11 protein-coding genes and 1 tRNA gene are annotated in these 13,084 nt (G+C 48.2%); 4 read left to right on the top strand and 8 right to left on the bottom strand.

Features of this window, described 5'->3' with window-relative positions:
* Positions 1–9 precede the first annotated feature (9 nt).
* Together P404_RS0112055 and P404_RS0112050 are read left to right on the top strand one after the other, a co-directional pair.
* Positions 10–1,689, top strand: coding sequence for a formate--tetrahydrofolate ligase (locus P404_RS0112055; RefSeq protein ID WP_014969579.1), 1,680 nt, complete (start codon positions 10–12; stop codon positions 1,687–1,689).
* Between the two features lie 10 nt (positions 1,690–1,699).
* Complete coding sequence (locus tag P404_RS0112050; RefSeq protein ID WP_026830913.1) at positions 1,700–2,668, top strand: alpha/beta fold hydrolase; 969 nt, start codon at positions 1,700–1,702, stop codon at positions 2,666–2,668.
* A 56-nt stretch (positions 2,669–2,724) separates the two neighbouring features.
* Here P404_RS0112050 and P404_RS0112045 read toward each other — a convergent pair whose 3' ends face one another.
* Both P404_RS0112045 and P404_RS0112040 read right to left on the bottom strand, forming a co-directional pair.
* Positions 2,725–3,144, bottom strand: a complete 420-nt coding sequence (locus P404_RS0112045) for a hypothetical protein (protein ID WP_014969577.1) — start codon at positions 3,142–3,144, stop codon at positions 2,725–2,727.
* Complete coding sequence (locus tag P404_RS0112040; protein ID WP_236624397.1) at positions 3,141–3,686, bottom strand: imm11 family protein; 546 nt, start codon at positions 3,684–3,686, stop codon at positions 3,141–3,143. Before P404_RS0112040 ends, P404_RS0112045 begins: the two co-directional genes overlap by 4 nt.
* A gap of 172 nt (positions 3,687–3,858) precedes the next feature.
* On the opposite strand from P404_RS0112040, the gene P404_RS0112035 reads away from it, so the two are divergent.
* Positions 3,859–3,932: transfer RNA gene (locus P404_RS0112035), tRNA-Gly, on the top strand.
* Positions 3,933–4,104: 172 nt separating this feature from the next.
* Positions 4,105–4,914 (top strand): MBL fold metallo-hydrolase, encoded by an 810-nt coding sequence (locus P404_RS0112030; protein ID WP_014969575.1) that lies wholly within the window; start codon positions 4,105–4,107, stop codon positions 4,912–4,914.
* 56 nt (positions 4,915–4,970) lie between these two features.
* Here the strand turns inward: P404_RS0112030 and argF are convergent, their stop codons facing one another.
* Genes argF through argJ form a run of 6 tightly spaced genes read right to left on the bottom strand, consistent with a single transcriptional unit; the run spans position 4,971 to position 13,075 of the window.
* Entirely contained in the window at positions 4,971–5,939 is a 969-nt protein-coding gene (gene argF / locus P404_RS0112025; protein WP_034774496.1) for an ornithine carbamoyltransferase, read from the bottom strand.
* Positions 5,909–8,941, bottom strand: a complete 3,033-nt coding sequence (carB, locus tag P404_RS0112020; RefSeq protein WP_026830911.1) for a carbamoyl-phosphate synthase (glutamine-hydrolyzing) large subunit — start codon at positions 8,939–8,941, stop codon at positions 5,909–5,911. Before carB ends, argF begins: the two co-directional genes overlap by 31 nt.
* Entirely contained in the window at positions 8,931–9,983 is a 1,053-nt protein-coding gene (locus P404_RS0112015; RefSeq protein ID WP_026830910.1) for a carbamoyl phosphate synthase small subunit, read from the bottom strand. The genes carB and P404_RS0112015 overlap by 11 nt, the downstream gene beginning before the upstream one ends.
* Positions 9,980–11,122 (bottom strand): acetylornithine transaminase, encoded by a 1,143-nt coding sequence (locus P404_RS0112010; RefSeq protein WP_026830909.1) that lies wholly within the window; start codon positions 11,120–11,122, stop codon positions 9,980–9,982. Before P404_RS0112010 ends, P404_RS0112015 begins: the two co-directional genes overlap by 4 nt.
* Positions 11,088–11,861, bottom strand: coding sequence for an acetylglutamate kinase (gene argB, locus P404_RS0112005; protein ID WP_026830908.1), 774 nt, complete (start codon positions 11,859–11,861; stop codon positions 11,088–11,090). Before argB ends, P404_RS0112010 begins: the two co-directional genes overlap by 35 nt.
* The gene (argJ, locus tag P404_RS0112000; RefSeq protein ID WP_014969571.1) at positions 11,858–13,075 is read right to left on the bottom strand and encodes a bifunctional glutamate N-acetyltransferase/amino-acid acetyltransferase ArgJ; all 1,218 of its coding nucleotides are present in this window, start codon (positions 13,073–13,075) and stop codon (positions 11,858–11,860) included. Before argJ ends, argB begins: the two co-directional genes overlap by 4 nt.
* Between the last annotated feature and the right edge of the window lie 9 nt (positions 13,076–13,084).

Here is a 13,084-nt window from a genome sequence, read left to right as displayed (position 1 = left end):
GAGTATGCCATGGAGAAAACCATTCGTTCTGATCTAGAGATTGCCCAACAAACGACGTTACGACCTATTTCTGAAATCGCTAAGCAAGTCGGGCTGACCGATGCGGATTACGATACGTACGGAAAGTACAAAGCCAAGTTAGCAGATGGATTAGCCGAACGGTTAGCGACGAAAGCCGATGGAAAATTGATTCTCGTCACAGCCATCAATCCGACGGCTGCCGGTGAAGGAAAATCGACTGTCACGGTCGGACTTGGTCAGGCCTTGCATCGCCTCAATCATAAAGCGATGATTTGTTTACGGGAACCGTCACTCGGACCAACGATGGGATTAAAAGGTGGCGCTTGTGGTGGAGGTTACAGCCAAGTCTTACCGATGGAAGAAATCAACCTCCACTTTACAGGAGACATGCATGCCATCACCTCGGCCCATAATACGATCAGTGCCTTGCTGGATAACCATCTCCATCAAGGAAACGACTTACGGATTGACCCACGTCGCATCACGTGGAAACGTGTCCTCGATCTGAATGACCGGGCGTTACGTAATATCACGATTGGCCTCGGCGGAGCGGCTCATGGGATTCCCCGTCAAGATGGCTTTGACATCACGGTCGCATCAGAAATCATGGCGGTTCTCTGCCTCGCCGATTCCATCGCTGATTTAGAAGAGCGTATTAGCCGAATCGTCGTAGCGTACTCGTACGAACAACAACCGATTACGGTGAAAGATATCCAGGCTTCTGGTGCTGCGACGTTACTTTTAAAAGAGGCATTCCGTCCAAACCTTGTCCAAACCGTCGAAGGGACTCCCGCGTTGATTCATGGTGGACCGTTCGCCAACATTGCCCATGGATGTAATTCGCTGATCGCGACGCGAACCGCCCTCAAATTAAGCGATTATGTCGTCACAGAAGCTGGATTCGGAGCGGATCTCGGAGCAGAAAAATTCTTTAATATCAAATCACGAATTGGCGATCTACATCCGGATGCCGTCGTTCTAGTCGCAACTGTCCGGGCGTTAAAAATGCATGGTGGTGTTGCAAAAAATCAATTGGCAGAAGAAAACTTATCTGCATTAGTCGAGGGACTTGCTTTGCTCGAGAAACATGTTGAGACGATGGATTTGTTTGGTGTTCCTGCGGTCGTCGCACTGAACCGCTTTTCAAGCGATACGGATATTGAACGCCAAACCGTACTCGAGTGGTGCCGGGAACGTAAGATTCGGGTAGCAGAAAGCGAAGTGTTTAGTCAAGGGGGGGCTGGTGGAGAAACACTAGTCGAACAGGTTTTCGAAGCAATCGAAGAAGACAGCCAGTTCACTCCCCTTTATCCAGCAGATTTACCGCTCACACAAAAAATCGAGCGGATTGCAAAACGTGTTTACGGTGCGGCAGGTGTCCATTTTGAAGAAAAAGCTTTACGCGAACTTGAGCGTTGCACGGAACAAGGATTAGGTCATTTACCAATCTGTATGGCGAAAACCCCCTTCTCATTGACGGACGATCCAAGTAAATACGGCCGCGTCGAAGGATTTACCATCACGGTTCGCGAAATCAGACCGGCAATCGGAGCTGGGTTCATTGTCGCTTTGACCGGGAATGTATTAACCATGCCAGGTTTACCTAAAACACCGGCTGCTAATACGATGGGAATTTCTGAAGATGGAACGATATTCGGGCTTTCTTAATCAAGAAAGGATGATAGATGTGACAATCGACCATACACACTGGATTGCATCAGACGGTTATACGACGACGATGCATCTGCTTGAAGCTACGGCGCCGAAGGGTGTTGTCATCGTTTTTCACGGAATGATGGAACACGGCGCACGTTATCAAGAATTTGCCGAATTTCTTTATGCCCACCACTACCACACCATCATTCCGGATTTACGTTGTTTTGGTACACGTGCAGAACAATTGGATTCGCTTGGGCACTTAGAACCTAATGAAGGATTTGATCAGTTAGTACAAGATGCTGAAGAATTAGTTTACGACATCAAGGACCGTTATCCAGACTTACCGATTTTTGTATTTGGTCATAGTTTTGGTTCCTTGATTTCGAGACGACTCGGTCAAACACTTGGTCATGAGCTAGCAGGCGTCATCGCAAGTGGTCCTCCTACGGACAGCGGACTTCTCGGAACGCTCAGCAAAAAAATCGTACAACGCTTGATGGAACAAACGTCTTCGCGTCATCCAGCGGAAGGTATGAGTAAATTGATTTTCGGTCGGTACAACTTACGGTTTTTCCCAGCGCTCTCTCCGAATGCCTGGTTATCCTCGGATCCCCAATCGGTCTTACGATACGATGAAGACATGTTGTCGGGTCAGACGGTGACGCTTGGATTCTTTTATGAATTGTTAGCGGCAACGAAAGCCGTCAATTCCCTCGCCTATCTGTATCAACATCCCCGTCACTTGCCTTTGCTGCTTACTGCCGGAGAAGATGATCCAGTCGCTTTTGACGGGAAAGGAATCCATACACTGTTTGATGCCTACAATCGCGTTCGTGTCGAAGGGGTTCAGCTCACTATCTATCGTGGTTTGCGTCATGAACTATTTCATGAATTCGAACGAATTCGTGTGTTTGCGGATATCGCCGGTTGGCTGAATAAACAAGTCGGCTCGCGTCATCCTTCTTCCGTCCGAAAACAAGGACATTAATAATCACAACAAAAAGCGGGACGCCCTCTAACTTAGAGGACGCCCCGCTTTTAATCTTAATGAATCCAGTTCAAAGATAAGATCATTGTTTCGATTTCTTCTAGTTCCAATGACTCTCGGTCAGCAGAATATGTCAACAGAACAAGACGTTCGCCATCCGAATAGGCAAAAATTCGGATGAAGACTTCTTCTTCTTTCCCATCAACAGCAAGAAGTGCTTCTTTTGATGAGTTCCGACGTGCTTCGAGGGGTCCGGTCAGTTCGATCCCAAACTCTTCTACCAACAAATTGATTTCTTGCTCGGCTGCTTCAAACGGTGTCAGTTCTTCCGTATCCGACTCATAGATGGATAACTGTAACGTTCCCATCGCATTTTCTTCCGTCGAATAAAAACTAACGAACGTTTCCTCTTCCTGATATTCAAACGTTTGTGGATATTGAAGTGTGATCCAATTATCGACCGTGTACTGTTTCATATGATTTCCTCCATTCGATTTATCTCGCCAAAATGTACGCCTGTCACGGCTAGTTGTTCCAAATACCGCGCTAGCGTATTCGAGAGGAAAATACGATTCGTACGTTCATCCCGTAAGATGTGGTGGGGACCAAGCGATTCACTGACGATGCGCTCCGTCATGAAATAGACCTGTCTTTTCCGAATGGTCCGGAAAATCTCCGTCTTATGTAGATGCTCCACCCGTCTTACCGCTAGTATATTGATGAGATAGTAATTGTTTAATCCCGACCGTGTCTTTAGTTGGACACGAAGGCACTGTATAGAAAACGGTGTCAACCGTTCCAGTGCCCGTTTCATCCGTTCAGATACCAGCGGGATATTCAACTCGTTCGGAAGCACGTCCGGTAACATATCCGCATCCTGTTCGATTGAAAAGGCAAGTAAGCTTGCGTTCAGAAACCACTCTCCTGTCGTGAAGCGATAACGATCGATTTGATGATGACATGTCGCCACCCATCCTTTTCCCATCGGCTGTTCGCTCCAAACTCGAACTTTGTCCACCAGTCATTCGCTCCTCTTTCCATCCTCAGCCATTTACGCTCGTTACAGGAAGCTCATGTAAACGATTTAGCTATTATTATTGTACACATAAAATCAAAAGAATTACCTTTTTTCATAAAAGTCGTAGAAATAATCGCTTTGCTATGCTACTATATCTCATGTAGACACTTTTGCGGGTGTAGTTTAGTGGTAAAACCTCAGCCTTCCAAGCTGATGATGAGAGTTCGATTCTCTTCACCCGCTCCAACTTATGACATAACATAGGTCACGACACATAGGTCAACGACCCTAATCCCTCTAGAGGGGAGGCGACTCGCAACGATGCGGGTCGTCTTTTTTTGTGTCCCAGGATACATACCACACCTTTTGGGGTATAGTTCGTTATAAAAGTTTCCATCTAAGAAAGAGGAGGAATTCCATGATCCAGATGAAGATGCCCGGTGTGACAGTCTACCAAAGCACGTTAATGAAAACGACTTCGACGTTGATTGAAACACCCGACTGTCTGATCGTCGTTGATCCAGGTTGGCTACCGGACGAGATTGCGACGATTCGCCGGGACGTCGAAATCATCCGGCATGATCGTCCTCTTTATATCGTCTATACTCACGCCCATTTTGATCACATATTAGGTGCTTACGCCTTCAAAGATGCGATTGCGATTTCATCCCGTCGGTTCCTCGATGTCGATCAAACTGCTGCTCTGGAAGAAGTCCAACATTTTAACGATGAATATTACATCGAATCCCCCGTCCTGTTTCCAAAAATCACGCATGTCATCGAAGAGTCAGAAACCACGTTGACGATTGGTAAAACCAAGCTGATTTTTTTCCTGACACCCGGTCATGAGGCGACACACCTCTCTTTTGTCGTCATGCCCCTGCATATTCTTGTCTGCGGCGATTATGCATCGGATGTCGAAATCCCATTGATTGAACATGATTCCAGTGAATATTTGACGACGCTCGAATTACTCGAATCGTTTATTTACGAATATGAAGTCAAGTTACTCATTCCCGGTCATGGGCATATTTGTGACGTCCGGACCGAGATGATCGAACGGCTTCATCTCAGCTACGACTATATCTTAGCCCTGCGTGCCGGAAAGGAATCGAACTGGTCTCCGTCTTGGCAACGGACATCTTTCATGACCCGCTTACATGAAAAAAATAAACGACAAGTCAAAAAAGAACATGCAGAACAACTCGCCCGTCGCCAATATGATTAAAAAACAGATCACGTCTGCCGCTTCTCATCAGCGACCGACGTGATCTGTTATCCTATTTACTGAGTAGACCCAATTAATTCAATCATCAATGCTTTTTGGGCATGCAGACGATTTTCCGCCTGATCAAAAACAACGGAGTACGGACCATCAATGACTTCCGCTGTCACTTCTTCCCCGCGATGTGCAGGGAGACAATGTAAGAAAATCACATCGTCAGCGGCTAACTTCAGTAACGTTTGGTTGACTTGATACCCCTCGAAAGCCTCCAAACGTTTTCCTGCTTGTTCTTCTTGTCCCATACTAGCAAACACATCACTGTAAATGATATCCGTCCCTACAACAGCTTTTTCCGGATCGGTATATTGTTCGATTTTCCCACCTGTCTTTTTCGCCAGTTGCTTCGCCTGTTCCACAATCATCTCATCCGGTGCGTAAGCAGCAGGACTACAAATCCGGATCGTCATCCCACTTAAAGCTCCACCAATCAATAGCGAATGTGCCATATTGTTCCCATCACCAATATAGGTCAATACCTTTCCCGTCCGCTGCCCGAAGTGTTCCTCGATCGTCAGTAAATCCGCCAAGACCTGGCATGGATGGTGCATGTCCGTTAACCCATTGATGACCGGGATCGTTCCGTGTTCCGCCAGTGTCTCGACCGTTTCATGGGCAAACGTCCGGATCATCAAGGCATCGACATAACGGCTCATCACTTGAATCGTGTCACCCAATGACTCGCCTCGCCCGATTTGCATGTCTGAACCGTTCAATACAATCGGATGTCCCCCTAACTCGATGACACCCACTTCGAACGAAATACGCGTTCGCGTCGAGGCTTTTTCAAACAACAACGCTACCTTTTTTCCACTAAGCGTGTGTGCGTACGTCGTTGGAGCTTGCTTGACCGCTTTTGCCAACTCTAATAAATCGGTTAATCCTTCTGCCGTCAATTCTTCCAAAGTCAATAAATGTCGTAACTGCTGTTTCGTGTTCGTCACTTGATTTGCTCCTTTCGTGTCATCCATTCCGCCAACGGCTTCACAGGGAGCATGTCGATCTTCTGGATGCTCTCAAAATACTGAGCCAGGTGTTGTTCGGTGATGACGAGAACTCCCTTGGTCAAAGCCAATGCGCGTTGTGCTTGTTCCTCTTCGCTGATTGAGAAGAACACTTGACACCGATCAAAATCAATCTCGTTGTCTAACGGTACTGCGTCTGCCCATCCTTCCGTTCCTTTACCGGCAATCCGAAGAGTCCGATTCAGCATCATTGTTTTTGTTGTTTCATCATGCGTAAAACGTTCTTTTGCCAAACCGGTTGACGTCCACTGTAATGTTTCGCCCGTCGAACGCATGACGGGTCCCGTCATCGGATCAACGTGACGTAATTTCAGCGTCGAGAAAATCGGACTCTTCACCGCGTGGAACGGTAAACTCATCCGTTGTCCAGGTAATGCACGCACATGTTGCCCGCTCGCCGCCTGGACTGCCCATTCGAGTAACGGTTGTCCTGTGACTTTTGCAACAATCGGTAATGTCCGCGACGCACGGGGATTGATTTCCAAGACATAAATATTTTTCTCTTTGACGACGAACTGGATGTTGAACGCCCCTTTGTAAGCGAGGTGTTGCCCGATGGATTTAGCAATTTCTTCGATTTCGTCTTGTAACGTCAGCGCAGCCGAAACCGGCGGTAAGATCATCGTCGAGTCACCAGAGTGCACACCAGCGGCTTCAATCTGTTCCATGATGATGGGAACATACGTCGTGATTCCATCAGAGATGCAATCCACTTCGAATTCTTTTCCTTCGATGTAAGCATCGACTAAAACCGGAAACGACAGTGCAGGCAACAACGCTTCCAAGTCCGCTGCTGTTTTCAAACGATGCATGCCTTTTCCACCAATGACATAGGAAGGGCGGATCATCAACGGATAACCGAGCTGAGTCACGACCGTCGCTAATTCCGCATGACTCGAGACTTCTTGACCCGGAATATGCGCTATGTCGAGTCGATCTAAAAATTGATAGAAACGATCCCGGTTTTCCATCTCATCAATCGTATCTGCCGTCGTTCCGAGTAGATGATAACCACGTCGTTCCAGTTCAGCCGCTAAGGCGATTGCCGTCTGTCCGCCAAATTGAACCAAAACCTCTTGGCAGTCTTCCGCCTCGAGCACATGCACCACATCTTCGAGTGTCAACGGTTCGACATACAGTCGGTCAGCGACTTCAAAATCCGTTGAAACCGTTTCTGGATTGTTATTGATCATGATCGTCTCGTACCCACTTTTTTGGAGCGCGCGGACGGCATGAACCGAACAATAATCGAATTCGATTCCTTGACCGATTCGAATCGGACCTGCCCCAAGAACGGTCACCTTTTTTTGAGTCGATGGCGTGACTTCTGTCTGCCCTGACCAACTGCCATAGAAATAGGGTGTTGGACTTGAAAATTCTGCTGCGCACGTATCGATCATTTGAAATGCTGGTTGTATGCCAAATTCCTGACGTTTCTGTTGGACGGAATCAACCGGTACTTCTAATACATCCGCGATTTGTTGATCCGTAAATCCGTGACGTTTTGCTTTTAAAAGTGAGTCTTCGGAAGTAAGATCCAATGTCTCCTGAATCGACAACAATGTTTCGAGCACCGTAATGAACAACGGCTGAATCTGAGTCAGTTCGACGACTTGTTCAAGGGTCGTTTCTTTCCGATCGAGTAACGCGGTTATCGCGAGCAGACGACGATCCGTGATCTGCTTCACTTCATTCCACAGTTCCGTCGTATCGGCTTGCTTCATCCAATGCGGATAAAGCGGAGCCTGTTCGATCCCTGCACCCCGCCAAGCTTTTTGCAACGCTTCTTCCAGCGTTTTCCCCATCGCCATGCTTTCGCCGGTCGCTTTCATCTGGGTTCCGAGCGCCCGGTCGCTCTCCGGAAATAGATCAAACGGAAAACAAGGGACTTTTGCTGTTATATAGTCCATCGTTGGTTCGAAACTCGCCATTGTCTCTTTCGTTACGGGATTGATACAATCATCTAATCGTTCTCCCAGTGCAAGGCGTGTCGCTAATTTCGCAATCGGATACCCGGTTGCTTTGGAAGCCAGTGCGGAAGAACGGCTGACCCGTGGGTTGACCTCGATGACATAATATTTTTGTTCGGTCGGATGAATCGCAAATTGGATGTTACATCCCCCGACGACGCCTAGTGCAGAGACGATTTCTCGGGCAGCTGTCCGTAACAGTTGATTCATCTGATCAGAAATCGATTGAATCGGTGCAAAAACAACGGAATCGCCCGTATGGACGCCGACCGGATCAATATTTTCCATGTTACAGACGATGATCGTCGTATCAAATGCATCCCGCATCACTTCATACTCGACTTCTTTATATCCCGCAATGCTTGCTTCGACCAGGCATTGCGAAATCGGACTCGCCTGTAACCCGTTTGCGGCAAGCGCCCGTGCTTCTGCTTTTGTCTCGGCAATGCCACCGCCCGTTCCCCCTAACGTAAAGGCAGGACGAATGACAAGCGGAACACCTGACGTTTCCATGAATCCTTCTAGTTCAGCCAGTGTCTCGATCGTCTGACTGATCGGGAGCGGCTGACCAAGTTCAAGCATCCGTTGTTTAAACCGCTCCCGGTCCTCTCCGTCACGAATCGTTTCGAGTGACGTGCCAAGAAGCTTGACTTTGTACTGGTCGAGTACGCCCGCTTCTTCAAGCGATAAAGCCAAATTCAGTGCTGTCTGACCACCAACTGTCGCGAGCAAGTGTGTCGGACGTTCCCGTTTAATGATGGCAGTTGCTTTCTCAAGGGTCATCGCTTCGATATAGATATGGTCCGCTGTAGACGGATCCGTCATGATCGTAGCCGGATTCGAATTCATCAGCATGACCTCGCATCCCGCTTCCCGAAGTGTTTGACAGGCCTGTGTCCCTGAATAGTCGAATTCCGCTGCTTGCCCGATCACGATCGGACCCGATCCGATGACCATGACTTTTTTATTATCCTGCATACTCTACCTCCTGTTTTAAAATACTCGCTACGAATTGATCAAAAATCACCATCGCCTCGACGGGTCCTGGATGGGCTTCCGGATGAAACTGGACGGTCAGAATCGGATAAGCCGGGTGTACAAGCCCTTCGATCGAACCATCATTGATATGGCGATAGGCGGGAACAAGTTCAGACGCTTCGACACTCGTCGCCTGAACGACATAGCCATGATTTTGTGAGGTCATGAATACACGGCCCGTCGTCAGTTCGCGGACCGGATGATTCGCGCCACGGTGACCATGATGCTGCTTCTCGATTTGGCAGCCAAAAGCCTTAGCAATGATTTGATGCCCCATACAGATGCCAAGTGTCGGATATGCTACTGCCAACTGTTTGATGTCAGCCGTCAGATGATCGAGTTGCACCGGATCACCCGGTCCGTTTGAAAAGAGTAATCCATCTGGTTTCAGTTCGTCGATGACGGATTTCGGTGTATCAAACGGGACGACCGTCACTTTCATCTGTCGTGCATTCAACGCGGCAATCATCGATTTTTTCACACCATAGTCGATGCAGACGACATGGCCGTCCGCCTGATCGACATCATAGACTTGAAGCGTTCGTGTCGAGACTGCGGCAATCAAATCCGACGGTTGTGGAGACGGTTGTTCGTTCATTTCAATTAGACCGACTTGATCGCCATGGGTCCGCAAATGATGCACAAGAGCCCGTGTATCGACTTGACCGAGAACGGGAATACCGGATGCCGCTAACCAGTCGGCTAAATCCGATCGTGTCCCGTTATTCGCAAGTGTCTGGACGACAACCCCCGCCACTTGAATCTGTTGACTTTCTGAATCCATGGCGGAAATGCCGTATTGTCCGATCAACGGATACGTAAACACGATGATTTGTCCGCGATACGAGGGATCGGTCAATACTTCTTGATAACCGGTCATGCCGGTAAAAAACACGACCTCTCCTTGAACAGACGAAGAACCGACCAGTTCGCCCGGATATGCTTGTCCATCTGCCAGTTGTAATGTTCCTACTGTTTTCACATCATGACCTCCTGTTGGCATACTGACTTGATTTTTTCAATCGCCAGATCGAGTTCTGACTCGGTGACGAATAGTGATGGCAACAACCGGAGGACGTTTGGTCCGGCACTGACGACCAATAATCCTATTTGTTGCAGTGCTTGAATCAATGGTGCGACAGCTTGACGACATTCAATCCCGACCATCAATCCACGTCCTCTTACTTCACGAATCATCGTTCCCGTTAATTCGCTTAACTGTTCCATCAAGTACATTCCTTTTTGCTGCACCTGTTGCATCTGTTCATCCGGCAGTAACAATTCAAGTGTCGCTTCCGCTGCCGTCATTGCGAGCGGATTTCCGCCGAACGTCGATCCGTGTGTACCGGGAGTAAAAACTGTAGCAGCAACCGGTGTCGTAATGATCGCTCCGACCGGAAACCCACTTGCGAGTCCCTTGGCGACAGTGATGATGTCCGGCTGGAGTGGTGTTTGTTCAAAGGCATAACGTGATCCAGTTCGTCCGATACCGGTCTGGACTTCATCGATGACGATTTTGACGTCATATTTTTTAGCTTGTGCCATCAAAGCCTGCAACCAATCATTATCGGCCAGGATCACGCCGCCTTCTCCTTGAATGACTTCTAGCCAGACAGCAGCAGTTTGTTCCGTAATCCGCTCAAGACTCTTAAAATCATTGAACATGAGATGCTTAAAATCCGGAACCATTTCTCCAAATCCGGCTTTTATCTTATCTTGACCCGTCGCCGCCATCATGGCGAATGTCCGACCGTGAAACGACTGGCTGAATGTCAGGATTTCCGTTTTTTGGGTCCATTTTCGAATCAGCTTAAAAGCCCCTTCGTTTGCCTCCGCCCCACTGTTACAAAAGAAGACATGGCTGAGGTGACTACCCTTCGTCAATAATTCCGCAACACGTTCCTGCTTACTGCTGATAAACAAGTTCGATGTGTGCCACAACTTTTGAAGCTGTTCTTCTACCGCATGTTGGACATACGGATGACGGTGTCCGGTATTACAAACAGCAATCCCCATCATGAAATCCAGATATCTCTGTCCTTTTGTATCCGTTACAAAGGATCCGGTCCCTTCCACTAGTTCGATGTCATGACGCTGATACGTTGGTAGTAATGCGCTCATTTTTCTCCTCCTTCACCTGCGTCCCCGGGCTCGTCACATCTTGTCCGAAGCGAATCCGGACATGTTTGATTCCTTGTCGTGCTGCTTCAATGAGTGCCTCCGCCTTCGGAATCATTCCTCCATTGATTTCGGTCGATTCGAGTCCTGCCTGTAAGTCAGAAATCGTCACCTCCGACTGATCCAAACCGTTTAGCTTGATTCCCGCCACGTCGGTTAACAATTCAAATTCATCTACTGCTAACTCAGTTGCTAACGCGACGGCACACGTATCTCCGTTACAGTTCAGCGTGCCCTCGGAACCTGTGATCAATGACGTGACAACGGGAATGAAACCCGTTTGCATCAGTGTGTGAAACAGTTTATCTTCGATTTTCGTGACTTGTCCCACTGCTCCGTACTCCGGTTGTTTTTCACCCCGGATGCTCGCTCCATCAATCCCCGTTATACCAACCGCTGGTAACTTGTATTGATTTAACGTATAGACGATTTTTGATTGTACTTCCCCGCCAAGAACACGTTCTGCCCCGAGCAACACTTCAGCCGTCGTCACTCGGACTCCCGCTTGGAATATGGAATCAATTTGGAGTTCCCGACAGTAAGCAGATAACGCCGGTCCACCACCATGCATGACAATCAATTCATTTTTTTCGGCCAACCACTCGGACCACTCCTCGTAATAGCGAGGATCCAATTGTTCGAACACACTTCCACCCAGTTTGATTAATTTTCGTTTCTTCATGTGCGGTAACTCGCGTTGATTTTGATATAGTCATACGTCAGGTCACACCCGAAGGCATGTCCGCTTTTCGTCCCTTGATTCAAGTTCACTTCAATCTCGACCACGTCTGCCGCTAACTCGTTCGACGCTAACGCCTCGTCAAACAAGACCGGCATACTTTGACGAAGCACCGTCTGAGACCCGATCCGGATGTCGATTTGACTGACATCAATCGGTTCATCGATACTCCCGATCGCAGCTACGATCCGTCCCCAATTGGCATCTTCTCCAAAAATCGCCGTCTTCACGAGCGATGAGCCTACGATTTGTTTCGCAATCTTTCGACCGAGCAACTCGTCTTTTGAACCATTAACTTTGACTTCAATCAGTTTCGTGGCTCCTTCTCCATCACGCGCAATTTGTTTCGCTAAATCCTGACAGACTTGATCCACGGCTTGTTGGAACTGATCCGCCTCTGTTGTTCCCTGTTCAATCGCCTCTGTTTGCGCAGCACCACTCGCGAGGATCATCACCATATCGTTCGTCGAACTGTCACCATCGACCGTAATACAATTAAATGTCCGATTCACAGCCGTTTTTAGAACATCTTGGAGAAAACCGGCATCAATTGCAGCATCCGTCGTTAAAAACCCAAGCATCGTCGCCATGTTCGGATGAATCATGCCAGAACCTTTAGCGACTCCACAAATCGAGACGACCTCGCCATTGAGTAACACTTGCCGCCCAGCCGTCTTAGTCCCCGTATCGGTCGTTAAGATCGCTGTCGCAAAGTCTTCCGCCTGTGTTTCCTCGGTATCCGGTTTCAGCTGTTCAATCCCTTGTAATAACGTATCAATCGCCATCGGCTGACCGATGATACCCGTTGAGGCAATGACAACATGTTCCGGCGCCAAGTGAAACTGTTCCGCAACGGCATGTTGCGAGGCATAGGCATGCTCGAGTCCGAGTTGTCCTGTACACGCGTTGGCATTCCCACTGTTAACCAAAACAGCATGTACCTTCCCCCCTGAAGTTGCCATCGCTTGTTTCGTCACCGTGATGGGCGCTGCCTGAACTTGATTTGTCGTATAGACGGCTGCTGCTTCAGCGCCCCCTTCACATAATAAAAGTGCTAAATCTTTACGTTTGCGTCTAAGTCCGACATGGATCCCTGTTGCTTTAAACCCTTTTGGTGTCGTTACGGTCAACGGTGATGTCAGTTGTACATTTAACATAGTCATGAT

The sequence above is a fragment of the Exiguobacterium antarcticum DSM 14480 genome, assembly GCF_000685865.1.
GTDB lineage: Bacteria > Bacillota > Bacilli > Exiguobacteriales > Exiguobacteriaceae > Exiguobacterium_A > Exiguobacterium_A antarcticum.
This window is presented reverse-complemented; position numbering and strand designations above follow the sequence as displayed.

What these genes read in the sequence shown, in the direction of transcription:
- P404_RS0112055 (WP_014969579.1), top strand. Translation starts at nt 10, where the DNA reads ATGGAGAAAACCATTCGTTCTGATCTAGAGATTGCCCAACAAACGACG.
- P404_RS0112050 (WP_026830913.1), top strand. Translation starts at nt 1,700, where the DNA reads ATGATAGATGTGACAATCGACCATACACACTGGATTGCATCAGACGGT.
- P404_RS0112045 (WP_014969577.1), bottom strand. Translation starts at nt 3,144, where the DNA reads ATGAAACAGTACACGGTCGATAATTGGATCACACTTCAATATCCACAA.
- P404_RS0112030 (WP_014969575.1), top strand. Translation starts at nt 4,105, where the DNA reads ATGATCCAGATGAAGATGCCCGGTGTGACAGTCTACCAAAGCACGTTA.
- argF (WP_034774496.1), bottom strand. Translation starts at nt 5,939, where the DNA reads ATGGATGACACGAAAGGAGCAAATCAAGTGACGAACACGAAACAGCAG.
- carB (WP_026830911.1), bottom strand. Translation starts at nt 8,941, where the DNA reads ATGCAGGATAATAAAAAAGTCATGGTCATCGGATCGGGTCCGATCGTG.
- P404_RS0112010 (WP_026830909.1), bottom strand. Translation starts at nt 11,122, where the DNA reads ATGAGCGCATTACTACCAACGTATCAGCGTCATGACATCGAACTAGTG.
- argB (WP_026830908.1), bottom strand. Translation starts at nt 11,861, where the DNA reads ATGAAGAAACGAAAATTAATCAAACTGGGTGGAAGTGTGTTCGAACAA.
- argJ (WP_014969571.1), bottom strand. Translation starts at nt 13,075, where the DNA reads ATGTTAAATGTACAACTGACATCACCGTTGACCGTAACGACACCAAAA.